Source organism: Stenotrophomonas sp. LGBM10 (assembly GCF_046736075.1).
Classification (GTDB): domain Bacteria; phylum Pseudomonadota; class Gammaproteobacteria; order Xanthomonadales; family Xanthomonadaceae; genus Stenotrophomonas.
In genome coordinates this window covers 4,278,625-4,297,725 of record NZ_CP177163.1, presented here as the reverse complement: position 1 = coordinate 4,297,725, position 19,101 = coordinate 4,278,625, and the positions used below count along the sequence as shown (strand labels likewise).

The window sequence follows — 19,101 nt, the reverse complement described above, 5'->3', positions numbered from 1 at the left end:
ATCCAGCGTGACGCCCGGTTTTTCGACCGCCACGCCCGACCCAGGATTGCCTCCATGAACGACAAGAACAGCAGCGCCGCCAGCTCCGGTGGCGAGTACCTCAGCTTCACCCTCGGCGCCGAGCACTACGGCGTGGACATCCTCAAGGTGCAGGAAATCCGCGGTTACGACTCGGTGACCCGCGTGCCGGATGCCCCGGACTACATCAAGGGCGTGATCAACCTGCGCGGCACCATCGTGCCGGTCATCGACCTGCGCCTGAAGCTGCGCCTGGAGAATGCGCGCTACGACGCCTTCACCGTGATGATCGTGCTCAACGTCGAAGACCGCGTCGTCGGCATCGTCGTGGACAGCGTTTCCGACGTCATTCCGCTGAGCGCCGAGCAGATCCGCCCGACCCCCGAGTTCGGCGCTGCCGTGGACACCCGCTTCATCTCGGGCATCGGCACCCAGGACGACCGCATGCTGATCCTGCTCGACATCGAGACCCTGCTGGACAGCGCCGACATGGGCCAGACCGCCACCCTCGACGACGTCGCCGCCTGATGACAGGCCTGCGGCCGCCGCGCACTACGACAAAGGTCGAATTTGGCCCTTCAGTTCCCGCGCGCGTGGCCGATAGCTGGAATCAGGACCCGGCTGTGCTGGACACCCCAAGGCCGGGCCAACTTGTCCACATCCTCCGGAGAACCATCCGATGAAGTCCCTGTTTGCGCTGTTTTCTGCTGCCGTGCTCGCCACCACCGCCTCGTCCGCCTTCGCCCAGTCGGCCGAAATGATTCCGCCGGAAATGGCCCCGCGTTCGGTCGGCAAGGACGGCATGGTGTGCGGCAAGGTGGAAAAGGCCCGCTACGCTGAAGGCTCCGAAGGCCAGCCGACCTTCCTGTACATGGGCGGCGCCTTCCCGCGCCACACCTTCTCGGCCCGCATCGCCGGCGCCAACCGCGGCAAGTTCAGCTTCCCGCTGGAAACCCTGGAAGGCAAGACCGTGTGCGTGATCGGCAAGATCGCCCGCGATGCCTCGCGCGCTGAAATCGAAGTCAGCTCGCCGGCCGGCCTGAAGCTCGCCAACATCAAGTAATTCGCCGTACGCCATGCCACGCCGGCACTGGCCGGCGTGGTCGCTGCAACCGGGTACGACGCCCGGACGCGTTTGCCACCGGAGACTGCACCGCCCATGCCGTGGATCAACAACCTCAAACTGATGCCCAAGCTGATGCTCACCTTCGGTGTCATCCTGCTGGTGATGCTGCTCCAGGGCATCGTGGCCTATCGTGGCTTGTATTCGCTCAACAATGTCACCACCGAGCTGGCGGGACACCGGATGGAAAGCATCCGCATGGCCGGCGAAATCCGTGGCATGGTCGGTGAGTACCGCAACTCCGCCTACCAGGGCCTGATCCGCGCCAGCGATGACGTCAAGGCCGAAGCCAAGACGCGCGCCGCCGACCTGCGCGGCCGCATCGACGCCTCGATCAAGAAGTACCCCGCGCTGATCGACAACCCGCAGCAGAAGAAACTGTTCGACACCTTCGCCAAGGACTGGACCGCCGCACTGGTGTCCTATGACTCGGTCACCGAGATGCTCGAACTGGACCTGCCGGACGACGCGGTCGACACCTTCGTCGGTGAAACCCGCACCTCGCATCTCAAGGCCTCGGCCGCGCTCGAAGCGCTGATCGCCGAGGACAACCGCCTCGCCCGCGCCTCGCGCGACGAAGCCGAATCCACCTACGCCGCCTCCGCCACCCTGACCGTGATCGCCCTGCTCGGCGGCGCGGCGCTGGGCCTGGTGCTGGTGTGGCTGTTCGCCCGCTCGCTGGTGGGCAGCGTCCGTGGCGCCGTTTCGGTGGCCAACGACGTTGCCGGTGGCAAGCTCGACGGCCACATCGATGTCACCCGCAAGGACGAAGTCGGCGACCTGCTGCAGGCCATGCAGCGCATGCAGCGCGACCTGCGCGAGCGCACCGAGACCGACCAGGCGATCGCCCGCGAGAACCTGCGCATCCGCACCGCGCTGGACTACAGCTCCACCGGCGTGTACCTGACCGATGACAGCCTGAACATCGTCTACAGCAACCGTGCCCTGCAGCACACGCTCACCCAGTACCAGGACGAGATCCGCAAGGACCTGCCGGAGTTCGATGCCGCCGCCTCGCTGATCGGCAAGCCGGTGACCGTGCTCGAGCACGGCAACGAGATGGACCCGCGCACCCTGAGCCAGCTCAAGCAGCATGGCGTCAGCCGTCGTCCGATGCAGTTCGGCGACGCGCAGTTCGCGCAGGTGGTCTCTTCGATCGCCAACGAACAGGGCGAAACCGTCGGCCACGTCGTCGAATGGCGCGACCGCACCCCGGAAGCCGCCGTCGAAGCCGAAGTGGCGCGCGTCATCGCCCAGGCCGCCGCCGGCGACCTGTCCGGCCGCATCGACGATGCCGGCAAGGAAGGCTTCTTCCTGCAGCTGGCCCAGCAGATCAACGGCCTGCTCGAAGCCAACGCCAGCAGCATCGACCAGGTCTCCGGCCTGCTCGCCGCGCTGTCGCAGGGCGACCTGAGCGTGCGCATGCACGGCGACTTCCACGGCGTGTTCGCCCGCATGCGTGACGACGCCAACGCCACCGCCGAACAGCTCAGCGAGATCGTCACCCGCATCAAGCACTCCAGCCAGGCGATCAGCTCGGCCGCCAGCGAAATCGCCACCGGCAACAGCGATCTGTCGCGCCGTACCGAACAGCAGGCCGCCAACCTGGAAGAAACCGCCGCCTCGATGGAGGAACTGACCTCCACCGTGCGCCAGAACGCCGAGCATGCCCGCCAGGCCAACCAGCTCGCCATCGGCGCGCACACCGTGGCCTCGCAGGGCGGTGAAGTGGTCGGCCAGGTGGTCACCACCATGAGCGCGATCCAGACCTCGTCCAAGAAGATCGCCGAGATCATCTCGGTCATCGACGGCATCGCCTTCCAGACCAACATCCTGGCGCTGAATGCCGCCGTGGAAGCGGCCCGTGCCGGTGAACAGGGCCGCGGCTTCGCCGTGGTGGCCAGTGAAGTGCGCACCCTGGCCCAGCGCTCGGCCGGTGCGGCGAAGGAAATCAAGGGCCTGATCGACGACTCGGTCGGCAAGGTCAACGACGGTTCGGCACTGGTGCACAAGGCCGGCGCCACGATGGGCGAGATCGTTGCCTCCGTGCAGCGCGTCACCGACATCATGGCCGAGATCTCGGCGGCCTCGCAGGAGCAGTCCGCCGGCATCGAACAGGTCAACCAGACCGTGGTGCAGATGGACGAAACCACCCAGCAGAACGCCGCGCTGGTCGAAGAAGCCACCGCCGCCGCGCGTGCGATGGAAGAACAGGCCGGCCATCTCAGCGATGCCGTGTCGATCTTCAAGCTGGACGAGCACGACCTGGCACCGGCACCGGTCGCCGCGCCGGTCGCTGCCGCACCGCGTCCGGCGCGCCAGGCCCCCGCGCCGGCACCGGTCCGCCGCGCCCCGAACCGCCCGGTTGCCACCGAACTGGCCGACGGCGACTGGCAGGAGTTCTAAGCGCTGCACGCAGCGCCACAGTGGCAACTACAGACAGGCTCCGGTGCGCAGGCACCGGAGCCTTTCTTCTTGCGCCAGCGTTCCCCGCCTGAAACCTGAATACGCTCAGCCTGCGCGCCTCAACCGCAGCCGTTCGCGGCCGATAACTGCATTGCCGCGACACGTTCGTCGACCAACGATGCCATGCCCATGACCTTGATCAGCCGCTGGAACCAGTACTTCTCCAACCTGTCCGTCCGTCGCAAGCTCAACCTGCTGACGGTGCTGATCGCCGTGGGCGTCATCGCCCTGGCGGTGATCGCCGCACGCATGCAGTACCTGGACCTGACCGACACCCGCAAGGACAGCCTGAAGATCCAGGTCGAACTGACCTACGGCATCCTGGACCATTACCACCACCTGGCCGAAACCGGCGAGCTGAGCGAAGCGGCGGCCAAGGACGCGGCGCTGATGGCGCTGGACCGCATGCGCGCCGACAAGGACGCCTACTACTACAGCGTCTACGACACGCAGTACCGCGTGCTGATGCATCCGTTCCGCAAGGACCTGATCGGCCAGGACATGAAGGACTTCCGCTCCGAGGACGGCGTGCGCCTGTTCTACGACATGGTCGGCATGGCCCGCCTGGGTGGCGGCGTGGTGTCCTACAAGTGGGCCAAGGCCGGTGAAGAGGGGCTGTTCGACAAGTCGTCCTACGCCGGCATGTACGCACCGTGGCAGTGGGTCATCAGCAGCGGCGTGTACATGGAAGACGTGCAGCAGCAGGCGCTGGTGTTCACCGCGATCATGACCGCCGCCGGCGGCGCGCTGGTGCTGATCGTGCTGGCCCTGAGCTGGCTGATCGGCAACCGCATCACCCTGCCCCTGCGCCAGGCCACCACCGTCGCCGAGAGCATCGCGCGCGGCAAGCTGGACAGCCGCATCGGCGAACAGGCGCACGACGAACCCGGGCGCCTGCTTGAAGCGATGTCGCGCATGCAGAGCCAGCTGCACGGGGTCATCACCGCCCAGCGCGACATGGCCCGCCGCCATGACGCCGGTGAGGTCAGCTACCGCATCGATGAGAGCGCGTTCCCCGGCGAATACGGCTTGATGGTGCATGAGACCAACACCCTGGTCGGCGCCCATGTGCAGACGATGGACGCGGTGCTGGAGGTGGTCAAGGCCTACGCGGTCGGCGACCTGCGTGCCGACATCGTGCGCTATCCCGGCGAGAAGGCAGCCATCACCGCCACCGTGGACACGGTCAAGCAGAACCTGGCCAGCATCAATGCCGAGATCAAGCGGCTGGGCACGGCCGCTGCGGCCGGCGACTTCAGCCAGCGCGGCGACAGCAGCCGGTTCGACCACGATTTCCGCCTGATGATCGTCAACCTCAACGCGATGATGCAGGTCAGCGACGACAACCTGGGCAAGCTGTCCACGCTGTTGTCGGCCATCGCCGAGGGCGACCTCACCGCGCGCATGCAGGGCCAGTTCGAGGGCGTGTTCGCCACCATGCGCGATGACGCCAACGCCACCGTCACGCAATTGACCCGCATCGTCGGCCAGATCCAGGAATCGGCCAGCAGCATCAACCAGGCCGCCGGCGAAATCGCCACCGGCAACAGCGACCTGTCGCGCCGCACCGAGCAGCAGGCCGCCAACCTGGAAGAAACCGCCGCGTCGATGGAGGAACTGACCTCCACCGTGCGCCAGAACGCCGAACATGCCCGCCAGGCCAACCAGCTCGCCATCGGCGCACACACCGTGGCCTCGCAGGGCGGCGACGTGGTCGGCCATGTGGTCACCACGATGAGCGCGATCGAAGCCTCGTCCCGGAAGATCGCCGACATCATCTCGGTGATCGACGGCATTGCCTTCCAGACCAACATTCTGGCGCTCAACGCTGCAGTGGAAGCGGCGCGTGCCGGTGAACAGGGCCGCGGCTTCGCCGTGGTCGCCAGCGAAGTGCGCACCCTGGCGCAGCGCTCGGCGAGCGCCGCCAAGGAGATCAAGGGCCTGATCGACGAGTCGGTCGGCAAGGTCGCCGAAGGCTCGCAGCTGGTCAACCAGGCCGGTGCCACGATGGGCGAGATCGTCGCCTCCGTGCAGCGCGTCACCGACATCATGGCCGAAATCTCGGCGGCCTCGCAGGAACAGTCCGCCGGCATCGAACAGGTCAACCAGACCGTGGTGCAGATGGACGAAACCACCCAGCAGAACGCCGCGCTGGTGGAAGAAGCCACCGCCGCCGCGCGTGCGATGGAGGAACAGGCCACCCAGCTGGCCGATGCCGTGGCGATCTTCCGCCTCGACAACCAGGTGGCCGCAGCCGTCAGCGCGGTCACCGCCCGGATCAATACCGCCGCCCCGCGCCCGGTGCGCAGCGTCCCGGCGCGCACCGCACGCCCCGTCCCCGCCCCACCGGCGCCGACGCCGCGTGCGCCACGCGCGGCGTTGCCCACCGATGACGGCCAGTGGCAGGAGTTCTGAGCCGTGTCCACACCTCCCCCCGTTGTTGCCACCTCGCAGGCCGGTCGTGAATTCGAGTTCGCCGACCGCGACTTCCGCCGCATCTGCGACCTGATCTATCAACGCGTCGGCATCTCGCTGGCGCCGGCCAAGCGCGACATGGTCTATGGCCGGCTGTCGCGCCGCCTGCGTGCGCTCGGCATGCGCAGCTTCCAGGACTACCTGGACCAGCTCGAAGCCCACGGCGGTGACGAATGGCAGGCGTTCACCAACGCGCTGACCACCAATCTGACCGCCTTCTTCCGCGAGCCGCACCACTTCGAGAAGCTCACCGACGAGCTGCGTGCGCGCAGCGGCCACGGCACGCTGCAGTTGTGGTCGTGCGCGGCCTCCACCGGCGAGGAGCCCTACTCGATGGCGATCACCGCCTGCGAGACGTTCGGCACGCTCAAACCGCCGGTGCGCATCCTTGCCACCGACGTGGACACCCAGGTGCTGGCCACCGCCAGCCGTGGCGTGTATGCCATCGACCGTGTCTCCGGGCTGGACCCGGCCGTACGCAAGCGCTATTTCCAGCGCGGCACCGGCCCCAACGAAGGCCATTGCCGCGTGCTGCCGGCGCTGCGCGACCTGATCGACTTCCGCCCGCTCAACCTGCTTGCGCCCCGCTACGACGTCGGCGGTCCCTTCGACGCCCTGTTCTGCCGCAACGTGATGATCTATTTCGACAAGCCCACCCAGCGCGGCATCCTGTCGCGCCTGATCCAGCACATGGGCGACGACGGCCTGCTCTACACCGGCCATTCGGAGAACTACCTGCACGCCGCCGACCTGATCCAGCCGTGCGGGCGCACCCTGTACAAGCGCGCGCCCGGAGCCCCGGCATGAACCAGGCCGCACGCAGCGACGAGGTGATGCGCTACTTCGACAGCCGCTTCCAGGTCACGGCGGCCAAGCTGCTGCCGACCCAGTACCTCGCCGTGGACGACAACACCGCCCTGACCACCACCCTGGGCTCGTGCGTGGCCGCGTGCCTGCGCGACCCGGTGCTCAAGATCGGCGGCATGAACCACTTCCTGCTGCCCGAAGGCAACGTCGGCGACGGCGCTCCGGCCCGTTACGGCAGCTACGCGATGGAACTGCTGATCAACGACCTGCTCAAGCGCGGCGCGCACCGCAAGCGCCTGGAAGCCAAGGTGTTCGGTGGCGCCAACGTACTCAAGGGCTTCACCAGCAACCCGGTCGGCACCCGCAACGCGGAGTTCGTGCGCCAGTACCTGCAGGCCGAGCACATCCCGATCATCGCCGAGGACCTGTGCGGCATCCATCCGCGCAAGGTATGGTTCTTCGCCGACACCGGCCGGGTGGTGGTGCAGCGCCTGCCGCACGCGCACGAAGCCGAAGTGGCCGCCACCGAATCGGCCGTCCGTGCCCGCCTGTCGCGTGCCCCGGTCACCGGTGGCGTGGAGCTGTTCGAATGACCATCGGCCCGCCCTGCAAGGTTCTGATCGTCGACGATTCGGCGGTTGTGCGGCAGATGCTCAGCGAAATCCTGGCCAGCGATCCGGGCATCGAGGTCGTCGGCACCGCCGCCGATCCGCTGCTGGCACGCGAGAAGATCAAGCGCCTGCATCCGGACGTGATCACGCTGGACGTGGAAATGCCGCGCATGGACGGGTTGGCCTTCCTGGAGAACCTGATGCGCCTGCACCCGGTGCCGGTGGTGATGATCTCCTCGCTCACCGAGCGCGGTGCCGACACCACCCTGCAGGCGCTGGCGCTTGGCGCGGTGGACTTCGTCTCCAAGCCGAAGCTGGACGTGGCGCGCGGGCTGCAGGCCTATGCCGATGAGATCATCGCCAAGGTCAAGATGGCCGCCCGCTCGCGGGTACGCAGCCTGGCCCGGACCAATGTGCCGCGCATCACCCTGGACACCCCCGCCGCCCCGTCGCCGCGCACGATCCAGTTCCGCACCACCGACCGCCTGATCGCCATCGGCGCCTCGGCCGGCGGAACCGAGGCCCTGCGCGTGGTGCTGGAAGGCATGCCGGCCGACGCGCCGGCCGTGGTGATGACCCAGCATCTGCCGGCCACCTTCAGCACCGCGTTCGCCGATCGCCTGAACCGGCATTCGGCGATGTCGGTGCGCGAGGCGACCGACGGCGAAGCCGTGCTTCCCGGCCACGCCTACCTGCCCCCGGGCGGCATGCACCTGCGCGTGATCCGTGACGGTGCCCGCTGGCGTTGCCGGATCGACGACGGCCCACCGATCAACCGCCACAAACCGGCCGTCGACGTGCTGTTCCGTTCGGTGGCCGAGAGCGCCGGCGCCAACGCCATCGGCGCCATCCTCACCGGCATGGGCGACGACGGCGCCCGCGGCCTGCTTGAGATGCGCATCGCCGGCGCCGCCACCCTGGTTCAGGACGAGGCCACCAGCGTGATATGGGGCATGCCGGGCACAGCCTACCGGCTTGGCGCCGCCGAGGAGATGGTGCCGCTGGACCGCATCGCCGAACGCCTGATGAGCCTGGCACGCGCATAACCCCGCGCTGCGATCCAAACAACAACACCCGGCCTGGGCCGGGTGTTGTTGTGATCCACCGTTGCCGGGCAGCGCCCGGCACTACATCAGGCGGCGACCGTCTTGGCCACGTCCTGGTAGTCCTCGATCTGGTCGAAGTTCATGTAGCGGTAGATGTCCTTGCTGCTGGCATCCAGCACGCCGATGTCGGCCATGTACTCTTCCTTGGTCGGGATGCGACCCAGACGCGAGCAGATCGCGGCCAGTTCGGCCGACCCCAGGTACACGTTGGAATTGCGGCCCAGACGGTTCGGGAAGTTCCGGGTCGAGGTCGAGAACACCGTCGCGCCTTCGCGCACCTGTGCCTGGTTGCCCATGCACAGCGAGCAGCCCGGCATTTCCATGCGCGCGCCGGCGGTGCCGAAGGTGCCGTAATGGCCTTCCTTGGTCAGCTCCGAGGCGTCCATCTTGGTCGGCGGGGCCACCCACAGCTTGGTCGGGATGTCGCGCTTGCCTTCCAGCAGCTTGGCGGCGGCACGGAAGTGACCGATGTTGGTCATGCACGAACCGATGAACACTTCATCGATGGCCGCACCGGCCACGTCCGACAGCGTCTTCACGTCGTCCGGATCGTTCGGGCAGGCCACGATCGGCTCGTGGATGTCGGCCAGGTCGATCTCGATGACGGCGGCGTACTCGGCGTCGGCATCCGGTGCCAGCAGCTCCGGGTTGGCCAGCCAGGCTTCCATCTTCTCGATGCGGCGGGCCAGCGAACGCGCGTCCTGGTAGCCCTCGGCGATCATCCACTTCAGCAGCGTGATGTTGCTGTTGAGGTACTCGATGATCGGCTCCTTGTTCAGGTGCACCGAGCAGCCGGCAGCCGAACGTTCGGCCGAGGCGTCGGACAGCTCGAAGGCCTGCTCGACCTTCAGCTCCGGCAACCCTTCGATTTCCAGGATGCGACCGGAGAAGATGTTCTTCTTGCCGGCCTTGGCCACGGTCAGCAGGCCCGACTTGATCGCGTACAGCGGGATCGCGTTGACCAGATCACGCAGGGTCACGCCGGGCTGCATCTTGCCCTTGAAGCGGACCAGCACCGATTCGGGCATGTCCAGCGGCATCACGCCGGTAGCGGCGGCGAAGGCCACCAGGCCCGAGCCGGCCGGGAACGAAATGCCCACCGGGAAACGGGTGTGCGAATCGCCGCCGGTGCCCACGGTGTCGGGCAGCAGCATGCGGTTGAGCCAGCTGTGGATCACGCCGTCGCCCGGACGCAGCGAGATGCCGCCACGGGTGGAGATGAACTCCGGCAGGGTGTGGTGGGTCTTGACGTCCACCGGCTTCGGGTACGCGGCGGTGTGGCAGAACGACTGCATCACCAGGTCGGCCGAGAAGCCCAGGCAGGCCAGGTCCTTCAGCTCGTCGCGGGTCATCGGGCCGGTGGTGTCCTGCGAGCCCACCGAGGTCATCTTCGGTTCGCAGTAGGTGCCCGGGCGCATGCCCTGGCCTTCCGGCAGGCCGCAGGCGCGGCCGACCATCTTCTGCGCCAGCGAGAAGCCCTTGCCGGTGTCCGGCGGGTCCATCGGCAGGCGGAACAGGTCGGTCGGGGCCAGGCCCAGTGCTTCACGCGCCTTGGCGGTCAGGCCGCGGCCGATGATCAGCGGAATGCGGCCACCGGCGCGCACTTCGTCGAACAGCACGTCGGACTTGACCTTGAACTCGGCGATGACCGCGCCGTCCTTCAGCGCCTTGCCGTCATACGGACGCAGCTCGATCACATCGCCCATGTTCATCTGCGACACGTCGAGTTCGATCGGCAGCGCGCCGGCGTCTTCCATCGTGTTGTAGAAGATCGGCGCGATCTTCGAGCCCAGGCACACGCCGCCGAAGCGCTTGTTCGGAATGAACGGAATGTCTTCACCGGTGAACCACAGCACCGAGTTGGTGGCCGACTTGCGGCTCGAACCGGTACCGACCACGTCGCCCACGTAGGCCACCAGGTGGCCCTTGTCCTTCAGCGATTCAATGAACTTGACCGGGCCGCGCTTGCCGTCTTCTTCCGGCTCGATGCCATCGCGCTTGTTCTTCAGCATCGCCAAAGCGTGCAGCGGGATGTCCGGACGGGTGGTGGCGTCGGGCGCCGGCGACAGGTCGTCGGTGTTGGTCTCGCCGGTGACCTTGAGCACGGTGATGGTCAGGCTCTGCGGCACTTCCGGACGGCTGGTGAACCATTCGGCATCGGCCCAGCTCTGCAGCACGCCCTGGGCGTTGGCATTGCCGGCCTTGGCCTTTTCCTGCACATCGTGGAAGGCATCGAACACCAGCAGGGTGTTCTTCAGCGCGTCGGCGGCAATCGGGCCGACCACGGCGTCATCGAGCAGCTGGACCAGCGGGGCGACGTTGTAACCGCCGAGCATGGTGCCCAGCAGTTCGGTGGCGCGCTCGCGGCTGATCAGCGCATTGACTTCGCTGCCGAGGGCGATCGCGGCCAGGTACGAGGCCTTGACCTTGGCGGCATCGTCGACGCCGGCCGGCACGCGGTGGGTCAGCAGGTCGAGCAGGAACTCGGCCTCGCCGGCGGGCGGGTTCTTCAGCAGTTCGATGACGTCGGCCGTCTGCTGGGCACTCAGCGGCAGCGGCGGGATGCCAAGCGCGGCGCGCTCGGCTACGTGGTGGCGGTAGGCTTCCAACATGACAACTCCCGGGTGATTCTTTGAAGAATGCGGTTGAATACAGCGATGAAAAGGGTGGGCTCAGGCTTGCGGCACGATCAGCTTCAGGCCCTTGAAGTAGTCGCGGTAAAACGTGTCGTTCCAGGTGATCAGCCCATCGCACTGCAGCAGTGCGTGCGAACCGACCATGAAATCATCGATGCCGCGCTTGCCGGCACCACGCTGGCGGTGGCGGCGATGCATCTCGCCGGCGCGCAGGGCCGACTTGGCTTCCAGCGGGCTGAAATGGATACCCATCTCCTCCAGCGCTTCCTGCACCTCGGCGCCGCCGCGCAGCGCGGCGCAGATCTCGGCCAGCACCACCCCGCAGATCACCACGCGGCCACCGACCAGACTCTGGCGCAGGCAGGCTTCCACGGCATCGGCCTGCGGGCCGTTGCTGAGCAGTTCGATCAGGATCGGGGAATCGACGGCGATCATGCGCGGCTCATTCCTCGTCGCGGACCGCGTCCACCGCGGCCTGCGCCGAGTCGAAGCCGTCCAGGGCGAACTTGCCGCGTGCGCGCGAGATGGCATCGTCCACGCTCTTGCGCAGGATGATGCGGCTGCCCTCCAGTTCGACCTTCAGCTGGGTGCCCTTGGTCAGACCCAGCGCGTCGCGGACCGCCTTGGGCAAGGTGATCTGTCCGCGTTCTGCAACGGTGGCTTCCATCGGTAGGCCCTCCAAAGTATGCACAAATTATACATACTTCCGGGGGCATACTTCCACCACCGCCCCGCTCCGGCCCGCCCCGGGCCTTGCAGGGCATAAGGATACGCAGCGACCCATGACATCAGCGATACATATCTCCATGTAGCCTGAGACCCGATGCCGCAGGCCGACGGCCGGCTGAATCGTTCATACTCGGACGGTCACCGGGCCTATCGGCCATCGGCGAACGCAAGCAGGCCTGCCCCCGGGCGGCCAATGCAAGCCATCCGCAAGAGGAGTCACCCCGCATGAGCGATTCGTTCTCCACCCGCAGCCAGCTGGATGTCGCCGGCAAGACCTACGACTACTTCAGCCTGCCCAAGCTCGGACAGCAGTTCGACATCTCCCACCTGCCCTACTCGATGAAGATCCTGCTGGAGAACCTGCTCCGGCACGAGGACGGCGGCGCCACCGTGGGCCGCGATCACATCGAAGCGGTGGCCCGCTGGAACCCGAAGGCCGAGCCGGACATCGAAATCGCCTTCATGCCCGCGCGCGTGGTGCTGCAGGACTTCACCGGCGTGCCCTGCGTGGTCGACCTGGCCGCGATGCGCGACGCCGTGGTCAAACTCGGCGGCCGCCCGGAACAGATCAATCCGCAGATTCCGTCCGAACTGGTGATCGATCACTCGGTGCAGGTCGACGTGTTCGGCACGCCGGATGCGCTGGATCTCAATGGCAAGATCGAGTTCCAGCGCAACCAGGAACGCTACGGCTTCCTGCGCTGGGGCCAGAAGGCCTTCCACAACTTCAAGGTTGTGCCGCCCAATACCGGCATTGTCCACCAGGTGAACCTGGAGAACCTGGCCCGGGTGGTGATGACCGCCGACAAGGACGGCACGGCCGTGGCCTACCCGGACACCGTGTTCGGCACCGACAGCCATACCACCATGATCAACGGCATCGGCGTGCTCGGGTGGGGCGTGGGCGGCATCGAAGCGGAGGCGGCCATGCTTGGCCAGCCGTCCTCGATGCTGATTCCGCAGGTGGTCGGTTTCAAGCTGACCGGCAAGCTGCCCGAAGGCGCCACGGCCACCGACCTGGTGCTCACCGTCACCCAGATGCTGCGCAAGCACGGGGTGGTCGGCAAGTTCGTCGAGTTCTTCGGCGAAGGCCTGCAGCACCTGCCGCTGGCCGACCGCGCCACCATCGGCAACATGGCGCCCGAATACGGCGCCACCTGCGGCATCTTCCCGATCGATCACGAATCGCTGAACTACCTGCGCCTGTCCGGGCGCAGCGAGGAACAGATCGCGCTGGTGGAGGCCTATGCCAAGGCCCAGGGCCTGTGGCACGACGCGCAGACCGCGCATGCCAGCTACAGCGCCACGCTGGAGCTGGACATGGGCACCGTCAAGCCGTCGCTGGCCGGTCCCAAGCGCCCGCAGGACCGGGTGCTGCTGGAAGACGTCAAGCAGAACTACCGCGACAACCTCGGCGGGCTGACCACCAACCGCGACAAGCGCAATGAAGAGGTGTCCAAGTTCGTCAACGAAGGCGGCGGTGCGGCGGTTGGCAACGAACAGCTCGCCAAGGGCTATGCCGACGTCGAGATGGACGGCAACCGCTTCCGCCTGAAGGACGGCGCGGTGGTCATCGCCGCGATCACCTCCTGCACCAACACCTCCAACCCGGCGGTGATGATCGGCGCCGGCCTGCTGGCCCGCAACGCGGCCGCCAAGGGCCTGGACCGCAAGCCCTGGGTCAAGACCTCGCTCGGGCCAGGCTCGCGCGTGGTCACCGATTACCTGGAAAAGGCCGGCGTGCTGACCGAGCTGGAGAAGATCGGCTTCTACGTCGTCGGCTACGGCTGCACCACCTGCATCGGCAACTCCGGCCCGCTGCCCACCGAGGTCAGCGCCGGCATCGCCGCCGGCGACCTGGTGGTCACCTCGGTGCTGTCGGGCAACCGCAACTTTGAAGGTCGCGTGCACCCGGAAGTGAAGATGAACTACCTGGCCAGCCCGCCGCTGGTGGTGGCCTACGCGATTGCCGGCACCACCGACATCGACCTGACCACCGAACCGCTGGGCACCGGCAGCGATGGCCAGCCGGTGTATCTGCGCGACATCTGGCCCAGCAACAAGGAAATCGGCGACGTGATCGCCGCGACCATCGGCCCGGAAATGTTCAAGCAGAACTATGCCGACGTGTTCAAGGGCGACACCCGCTGGAACACCATCAAGTCGCCCGACGGCGACCTGTACGACTGGGACGGCAGTTCGACCTACATCAAGAACCCGCCGTACTTCGACGGCATGACCATGCAGGTCGGCCACATCGAGGACGTGCACGGCGCGCGGGTGATGGGCCTGTTCGGCGATTCGATCACCACCGACCACATCTCCCCGGCCGGCAACATCAAGAAGGACTCGCCGGCGGGCCGCTTCCTGCAGGAGCGCGGCGTGCAGCCGGCCGACTTCAACAGCTACGGCAGCCGCCGGGGCAACGATGACGTGATGGTCCGCGGCACCTTCGCCAACATCCGCATCAAGAACCTGATGTTCGGTGGCGAGGAAGGGGGCAACACCCTGTACTTCCCCGCCGATGGCGGCGAACCGCAGAAGCTGGCGATCTACGATGCGGCCGTGAAGTACAAGGCCGAGGGCGTGCCGCTGGTGGTGTTCGCCGGCAAGGAATACGGCACCGGCTCGTCGCGCGACTGGGCCGCCAAGGGCACCAACCTGCTGGGCGTCAAGGCGGTGATCGCCGAGAGCTTCGAGCGCATCCACCGTTCCAACCTGGTCGGCATGGGCGTGCTGCCCCTGCAGTTCAAGGCGGGCGAGAACGCCCAGAGCCTGGGTCTGGATGGTTCGGAGACGATCGACATCACCGACCTGCAGGACGGCGCCAGCAAGACCGCCACCGTCACCGCCACCCGGGCCGATGGCACGGTCAAGACCTTCCAGGCGCACGTGATGCTGCTCACGCCCAAGGAAGTAGAGTACTTCAAGCACGGCGGCCTGCTGCAGTACGTGCTGCGCCAGCTGGCGGCCCAATAAGGCTCCCTGCCCCGCGCTGCGGGGACGGCCGCAGATGCCAGCGCACCCGCGCTGGCATCCTGCCGATCAGGGCCGCACGCCGTACAGGAACCAGGGTGCATGCGTGACCGCGCCGTACAGCGCCACGCTGCGCAGCCCGTCGTCCTGGCGGGTTTCGCCATCTGCCGCCTCGACGTTGCGCACGGTCACGGTCATGGTGAAGGCCGGATGCGGCAGTCCCCCGCTTTGATGGCAGACCACGCCGCGGTCGTCGGCGTGTACGTTCTGTTTGAAGCCCTCCGGGCAGCTGACCGCAGGGAATCGATAGCCAAGGTCATCTCCCGAGCCGGGCATCACGGCATGCACGGCATAAGCCACCGCCCCTTCGCCACCGCCGTGGGCCGGCACCAGCACCCGGAACTGCCCGGTCTCGCCGCGCGCCAGTACCGGGAAATCCAACTGCCGCAACGGCTCCGGCGCTGCCTGCGCGTGCGCGCCTGTGGCAGCGGCCAGCAGCAGCGCAGCGGCCCATCCGCAACGCCGGGGCCCCGCATGGAAGTGCTTCATGGTGAGTATCTCCGTGAGAGTCGAGCGTCCAAGTCTGCGCAGCGGGCCGCCGCGGCGTCTGTAGGAATACGTGCAGATGCGCCTCTCGCGCGCCCTTTGCCCACACGGCGTGCACACGGTTTTCACCGGCTCTTCGCCTTTTCCATTCGGCCCGGTATGCTGCCGGGGCATGAACTGACGGATACTCTCCGTCATCGCACCATTTCATCCACGTTTCCTGGAGGGGGAATATGAGTCTGGAACGTCCCTGGCTGCAGAGTTATCCGCAAGGCGTACCCGCCGAGATCGACGTCAACGAGTTCCACTCGGTGTCGGCCGTTTTCGACACCTCGGTGGCCAAGTTCCGCGACCGCCCCGCCTACTCCAGTTTCGGCAAGGTGCTCACCTACGGTGAGACCGATGCGCTGGTCGAGCAGTTCGCCGCCTACCTGCTGGGCGAGCTGCAGCTCAAGAAGGGCGATCGCGTCGCCCTGATGATGCCCAACTGCCTGCAGTACCCGGTGGCCACCTTCGGCGTGCTGCGCGCCGGCCTGACCGTGGTCAACGTCAACCCGCTGTACACCGCCCGCGAGCTCAAGCACCAGCTGGTGGACTCCGGCGCCACGGTGCTGGTGGTGGTGGACAACTTCGGGGACACCGTGCAGCAGGTCATCGCCGACACGCCCATCCGGCAGGTGATCACCACCGGCCTGGGCGACATGCTGGGCGTCAAGGGCGTCGTGGTGAACTTCGTGCTGAAGTACATCAAGAAGATGGTGCCCAACTACAGCCTGCGCGGCGCGATCCGCTTCAACCAGGCGCTGAAGATCGGCAGCCGCCACACCCTGCCGAAGGTCGAGATCGACCACGACGACGTGGCGTTCCTGCAGTACACCGGCGGCACCACCGGCGTGGCCAAGGGCGCCATGCTGACCAACCGCAACCTGGTCGCCAACATGCAGCAGGCCTCGGCCTGGATCTCCGCCTCGGGCATCGAGATGGGCAAGGAGTGGATCATCACCGCCCTGCCGCTGTACCACATCTTCGCGTTGACCGCGAACGGCCTGGTCTTCATGAAGTTCGGTGGCTGCAACCACCTGATCACCAATCCGCGCGACATGAAGGGCTTCGTCAAGGAGCTGAAGTCGACCCGGTTCACCGCCATCACCGGCGTCAACACGCTGTTCAACGGCCTGCTCAACACCCCCGGCTTCGACGAGATCGACTTCTCCTCGCTGAAGGTCACCCTGGGTGGCGGCATGGCGGTGCAGCGCGCCGTGGCCGAGCGCTGGAAGAAGGTCACCGGCGTGACCCTGGTCGAGGCCTACGGCCTCACCGAAACCTCGCCGGCGGCCTGCATCAACCCGCTGACCCTGGCCGAGTACAACGGCGCGATCGGCCTGCCGATCCCGTCCACCGACGCCTGCGTGAAGGACGACAACGGCAACACGCTGCCGGCCGGTGACGTCGGCGAGCTGTGCATCAAGGGCCCGCAGGTGATGAAGGGCTACTGGCAGCGTCCGGAGGAAACCGCCAAGGCGGTCGATGCCGAGGGCTGGCTGCACACCGGCGACATGGCGCGCATGGACGAACAGGGCTTCTTCTACATCGTGGACCGCAAGAAGGACATGATCCTGGTGTCCGGCTTCAACGTGTACCCGAACGAAGTCGAGGACGTGATCGCGATGATGCCCGGCGTGCTCGAAGTGGCCGCGGTCGGCGTGCCGGATGAAAAATCCGGCGAAGTGGTGAAGGTCGTCATCGTCAAGAAGGACCCGAACCTGACCGCCGAGCAGGTCAAGGAACACGCGCGCGCCAACCTGACCGGCTACAAGCACCCCAGAATCGTTGAATTCCGAAAGGAGCTGCCGAAGACCAATGTCGGCAAGATTCTGCGCCGTGAACTGCGCGATACGCCCGCCCCGTAAGGGTTTGCGCCTATCGTGAACGAACAGGGCCTGCACCGGCGACGGGGCAGGCCTTTTTCATGGCTGCATGCCCGGGGGGTGTAGCATCGCCGCGTGTGGACCCGTCCGGCCCGCCGACCACAACATCCTCCCTGCGGGCCCGCATCGTTGAGGAAATCGCCATGAGCACCATCGAAAAGCTGCCCGTCAGCCACCGCTACGCCACCATCCGTACTGAAACCACCGGCGACGATGCCGCACATTGGCTGTTCATGCATGCCGACGCCACCAGCGGTGTGCGTCCCTGCTGCCGCAAGGACATGCTGGATGAAATGTGGAACTACATGAGCGCTATCACGCGCACGCCGGCCGAGCGCAACAGCGGCAAGCTGCGCCATTTCGTGCTGGCCTCCGACGCCACGGCCTACAACCTGGGCGGCGATCTGGACCTGTTCACCCGCCTGATCCGCGAAGGCAACCGCGACCGCCTGCTCACCTACGCCCAGCGGTGCGTGGAAGGCGTGCACCACCTGCACACCGGCTTCGGCGGCGACGTGCGCTCCATCGCGCTGATCCAGGGCGATGCGCTGGGTGGCGGCCTGGAGATGGCTCTGGCCTGCCACACCATCGTGGCCGAGGAAGGCTGCGGCATGGGCCTGCCGGAGGTGCTGTTCGGCCTGTTCCCGGGCATGGGGGCGTATTCCTTCCTGTGCAAGCGGGTGGCCCCGCAGCTGGCCGAGAAGATCATCCTGGACGGCCGGGTGTACAGCGCCGAGGAAATGCACGCGATGGGCGTGGTGGACGTGCTGGTGCCCAAGGGCCAGGGCGTGAAGGCGGTCGAAGACCTGATCCGCCAGCACCAGCGCATTCCGCATTCCTACCTGGCCATGAACGCGGCACGCAACCTGGCCCAGGCCGTGCGTTACGACGAACTGCTGGAGATCACCAAGGTGTGGGTCGATTCGGCCCTGGCGCTCGGCGACAAGTCGCTGCGCACGATGGACCGCCTGATCAAGGCACAGACCCGCCGCGCCACCCTTGACGTCGCCTGAGTTCCACCCTCCCCTGCTGTTGTTCAAGCCCGGCCGCTGCCGGGCTTTTTTATGGTTCTTCCCGCCGCCGCCCGGTCGCCGCGCCTGGGCTGGCCCGATCAGGCGCGCGGCTGTATGGTGCCCTCCCCCATCATCCTCAAGGACCGATGTTGATGTCTCCGCAGCGATGTGATCTGGAGCGGCGTCGCATGCGCATGCTCCTGTGTACGGCACTCCTGGTCATCGCCCCCGTGGCCGACGCGCTCGCGTCCGACGACGTGCCCAGCGCGGTCGAGGCGTTCATTCTCGAGACCGTGCTGGCCGATGAGGTACGCACGCTTGAACAGGGGGGCAAGACGTCGCTTCTCGCGCCGACGGACGTCTCCGCCCCGGGGGCCGCGGCCGCCGCGTCGAGGGTGCGGCAGCAGTTCGCGGCGTTCTACCGCGGGGAACGCACGCCGGTCCGCGCCATTCCGCACATGGCGGTGGTGATTGCGATGACCGCCGCGCGGCTTGAACACCCCGAGCAATGCCGCACCGATCACCGCACCTGCGCCGAGGCCATCCGGCGTTCGGGGCCCACCCGCGACGACACGGACGGTCTGCAGACCGCCGTGGCACGGTTTCAGGCGGCCGGTCTGGACATGAGCGCCCTTGAATCGAGCGGTGCACCGCCGACGGAGTGAGG

The 19,101-nt window shown here is 66.9% G+C and carries 15 protein-coding genes; 11 read left to right on the top strand and 4 right to left on the bottom strand.

Going from position 1 to position 19,101, the window contains the following annotated elements; translation table 11 throughout:
• The first annotated feature begins 54 nt into the window (after window positions 1-54).
• The 7 genes from ACLB90_RS18940 (at window position 55) to ACLB90_RS18910 (ending at window position 8,546) form a co-directional block, all read left to right on the top strand.
• Window positions 55-546 (top strand): chemotaxis protein CheW, encoded by a 492-nt coding sequence (locus ACLB90_RS18940; RefSeq protein WP_411850900.1) that lies wholly within the window; start codon window positions 55-57, stop codon window positions 544-546.
• A 151-nt stretch (window positions 547-697) separates the two neighbouring features.
• Window positions 698-1,081 carry a hypothetical protein gene (locus tag ACLB90_RS18935; RefSeq protein WP_411850899.1) on the top strand — a complete coding sequence of 128 codons (384 nt, stop codon included), beginning with the start codon at window positions 698-700 and terminating at the stop codon, window positions 1,079-1,081.
• A 96-nt stretch (window positions 1,082-1,177) separates the two neighbouring features.
• Window positions 1,178-3,547 (top strand): methyl-accepting chemotaxis protein, encoded by a 2,370-nt coding sequence (locus ACLB90_RS18930; protein ID WP_411850898.1) that lies wholly within the window; start codon window positions 1,178-1,180, stop codon window positions 3,545-3,547.
• A gap of 189 nt (window positions 3,548-3,736) precedes the next feature.
• A complete protein-coding gene (locus tag ACLB90_RS18925) occupies window positions 3,737-6,022 on the top strand; it encodes a methyl-accepting chemotaxis protein (protein WP_411850897.1) in 2,286 nt (761 codons plus the stop codon).
• A gap of 3 nt (window positions 6,023-6,025) precedes the next feature.
• Window positions 6,026-6,889: a CheR family methyltransferase gene (locus ACLB90_RS18920; protein WP_411850896.1), complete on the top strand. Its 864-nt coding sequence runs from the start codon at window positions 6,026-6,028 to the stop codon at window positions 6,887-6,889.
• Window positions 6,886-7,482, top strand: coding sequence for a chemoreceptor glutamine deamidase CheD (cheD, locus tag ACLB90_RS18915; protein WP_411850895.1), 597 nt, complete (start codon window positions 6,886-6,888; stop codon window positions 7,480-7,482). The genes ACLB90_RS18920 and cheD overlap by 4 nt, the downstream gene beginning before the upstream one ends.
• Window positions 7,479-8,546, top strand: a complete 1,068-nt coding sequence (locus ACLB90_RS18910; RefSeq protein ID WP_411850894.1) for a protein-glutamate methylesterase/protein-glutamine glutaminase — start codon at window positions 7,479-7,481, stop codon at window positions 8,544-8,546. Before cheD ends, ACLB90_RS18910 begins: the two co-directional genes overlap by 4 nt.
• 86 nt (window positions 8,547-8,632) lie before the next feature.
• On the opposite strand, the gene acnB is transcribed toward ACLB90_RS18910, so the two are convergent.
• From acnB to ACLB90_RS18895, 3 genes are read right to left on the bottom strand one after another with little or no spacing between them, the layout of a single operon-like run.
• The gene (acnB, locus tag ACLB90_RS18905) at window positions 8,633-11,218 is read right to left on the bottom strand and encodes a bifunctional aconitate hydratase 2/2-methylisocitrate dehydratase (RefSeq protein ID WP_411850893.1); all 2,586 of its coding nucleotides are present in this window, start codon (window positions 11,216-11,218) and stop codon (window positions 8,633-8,635) included.
• A 60-nt stretch (window positions 11,219-11,278) separates the two neighbouring features.
• Window positions 11,279-11,677: a type II toxin-antitoxin system VapC family toxin gene (locus ACLB90_RS18900; protein ID WP_411850892.1), complete on the bottom strand. Its 399-nt coding sequence runs from the start codon at window positions 11,675-11,677 to the stop codon at window positions 11,279-11,281.
• A gap of 7 nt (window positions 11,678-11,684) precedes the next feature.
• Window positions 11,685-11,909: an AbrB/MazE/SpoVT family DNA-binding domain-containing protein gene (locus ACLB90_RS18895; protein WP_017356396.1), complete on the bottom strand. Its 225-nt coding sequence runs from the start codon at window positions 11,907-11,909 to the stop codon at window positions 11,685-11,687.
• 287 nt (window positions 11,910-12,196) lie between these two features.
• Here ACLB90_RS18895 and acnA point away from each other — a divergent pair, with 287 nt between their 5' ends.
• Complete coding sequence (gene acnA / locus ACLB90_RS18890; RefSeq protein WP_411850891.1) at window positions 12,197-14,950, top strand: aconitate hydratase AcnA; 2,754 nt, start codon at window positions 12,197-12,199, stop codon at window positions 14,948-14,950.
• 66 nt (window positions 14,951-15,016) lie between these two features.
• On the opposite strand, the gene ACLB90_RS18885 is transcribed toward acnA, so the two are convergent.
• Entirely contained in the window at window positions 15,017-15,496 is a 480-nt protein-coding gene (locus ACLB90_RS18885; RefSeq protein WP_411850890.1) for a hypothetical protein, read from the bottom strand.
• A 230-nt stretch (window positions 15,497-15,726) separates the two neighbouring features.
• On the opposite strand from ACLB90_RS18885, the gene ACLB90_RS18880 reads away from it, so the two are divergent.
• From ACLB90_RS18880 to ACLB90_RS18870, 3 genes are all read left to right on the top strand, one after another.
• Complete coding sequence (locus ACLB90_RS18880) at window positions 15,727-17,403, top strand: long-chain fatty acid--CoA ligase (RefSeq protein WP_411850889.1); 1,677 nt, start codon at window positions 15,727-15,729, stop codon at window positions 17,401-17,403.
• Between the two features lie 161 nt (window positions 17,404-17,564).
• Window positions 17,565-18,434, top strand: coding sequence for a crotonase/enoyl-CoA hydratase family protein (locus ACLB90_RS18875; protein WP_411850888.1), 870 nt, complete (start codon window positions 17,565-17,567; stop codon window positions 18,432-18,434).
• Between the two features lie 188 nt (window positions 18,435-18,622).
• The gene (locus ACLB90_RS18870) at window positions 18,623-19,099 is read left to right on the top strand and encodes a hypothetical protein (RefSeq protein ID WP_411850887.1); all 477 of its coding nucleotides are present in this window, start codon (window positions 18,623-18,625) and stop codon (window positions 19,097-19,099) included.
• Window positions 19,100-19,101 lie beyond the last annotated feature (2 nt).

Bases quoted from the DNA above. Each gene is read 5' to 3' on its own strand.
- ACLB90_RS18930 (WP_411850898.1), top strand. From the start codon at position 1,178: ATGCCGTGGATCAACAACCTCAAACTGATGCCCAAGCTGATGCTCACC.
- ACLB90_RS18935 (WP_411850899.1), top strand. From the start codon at position 698: ATGAAGTCCCTGTTTGCGCTGTTTTCTGCTGCCGTGCTCGCCACCACC.
- ACLB90_RS18895 (WP_017356396.1), bottom strand. From the start codon at position 11,909: ATGGAAGCCACCGTTGCAGAACGCGGACAGATCACCTTGCCCAAGGCG.
- acnB (WP_411850893.1), bottom strand. From the start codon at position 11,218: ATGTTGGAAGCCTACCGCCACCACGTAGCCGAGCGCGCCGCGCTTGGC.
- ACLB90_RS18880 (WP_411850889.1), top strand. From the start codon at position 15,727: ATGAGTCTGGAACGTCCCTGGCTGCAGAGTTATCCGCAAGGCGTACCC.
- ACLB90_RS18900 (WP_411850892.1), bottom strand. From the start codon at position 11,677: ATGATCGCCGTCGATTCCCCGATCCTGATCGAACTGCTCAGCAACGGC.
- ACLB90_RS18870 (WP_411850887.1), top strand. From the start codon at position 18,623: ATGCGCATGCTCCTGTGTACGGCACTCCTGGTCATCGCCCCCGTGGCC.
- ACLB90_RS18875 (WP_411850888.1), top strand. From the start codon at position 17,565: ATGAGCACCATCGAAAAGCTGCCCGTCAGCCACCGCTACGCCACCATC.
- ACLB90_RS18885 (WP_411850890.1), bottom strand. From the start codon at position 15,496: ATGAAGCACTTCCATGCGGGGCCCCGGCGTTGCGGATGGGCCGCTGCG.
- ACLB90_RS18925 (WP_411850897.1), top strand. From the start codon at position 3,737: ATGACCTTGATCAGCCGCTGGAACCAGTACTTCTCCAACCTGTCCGTC.
- cheD (WP_411850895.1), top strand. From the start codon at position 6,886: ATGAACCAGGCCGCACGCAGCGACGAGGTGATGCGCTACTTCGACAGC.
- ACLB90_RS18940 (WP_411850900.1), top strand. From the start codon at position 55: ATGAACGACAAGAACAGCAGCGCCGCCAGCTCCGGTGGCGAGTACCTC.
- acnA (WP_411850891.1), top strand. From the start codon at position 12,197: ATGAGCGATTCGTTCTCCACCCGCAGCCAGCTGGATGTCGCCGGCAAG.
- ACLB90_RS18910 (WP_411850894.1), top strand. From the start codon at position 7,479: ATGACCATCGGCCCGCCCTGCAAGGTTCTGATCGTCGACGATTCGGCG.